Source organism: Parvimonas sp. M20, assembly GCF_035282425.1.
Lineage (GTDB): Bacteria > Bacillota > Clostridia > Tissierellales > Peptoniphilaceae > Parvimonas.
On record NZ_JAYKBQ010000222.1, the window covers coordinates 1 to 256 of the forward strand.

The 256-nt window shown below is 46.9% G+C and carries 1 protein-coding gene; it reads left to right on the top strand.

What is annotated here, in order from left to right; genetic code table 11:
* Nucleotides 1-63 precede the first annotated feature (63 nt).
* On the top strand, nt 64-256 hold a 193-nt coding region (locus VJI93_RS09040; protein ID WP_324009364.1), incomplete at its 3' end, for a hypothetical protein.

Here is a 256-nt window from a genome sequence, read left to right on the forward strand (position 1 = left end):
CCAATCCCAGCAATAAACAGCGAAATCCCGGCAATTGCGCTAATGAAATAGGTTAAACTGTTAATGACTGATCCAATGCCGTTTAAGCCCCTCCTGCCGGAAATCTATTGGATGATATTCGCCAAGCCGGCATCTTTTCCTTCAGAAAAGCAAAAATTCGGACAAAATTTAATTTCGGAAAACGGCTTATGCTGCTGGATGCCCGGTCCCCCCATGAAAAGCCCGGCCCTTGCCGGCTGCTTTTTAGCGGAAGAAT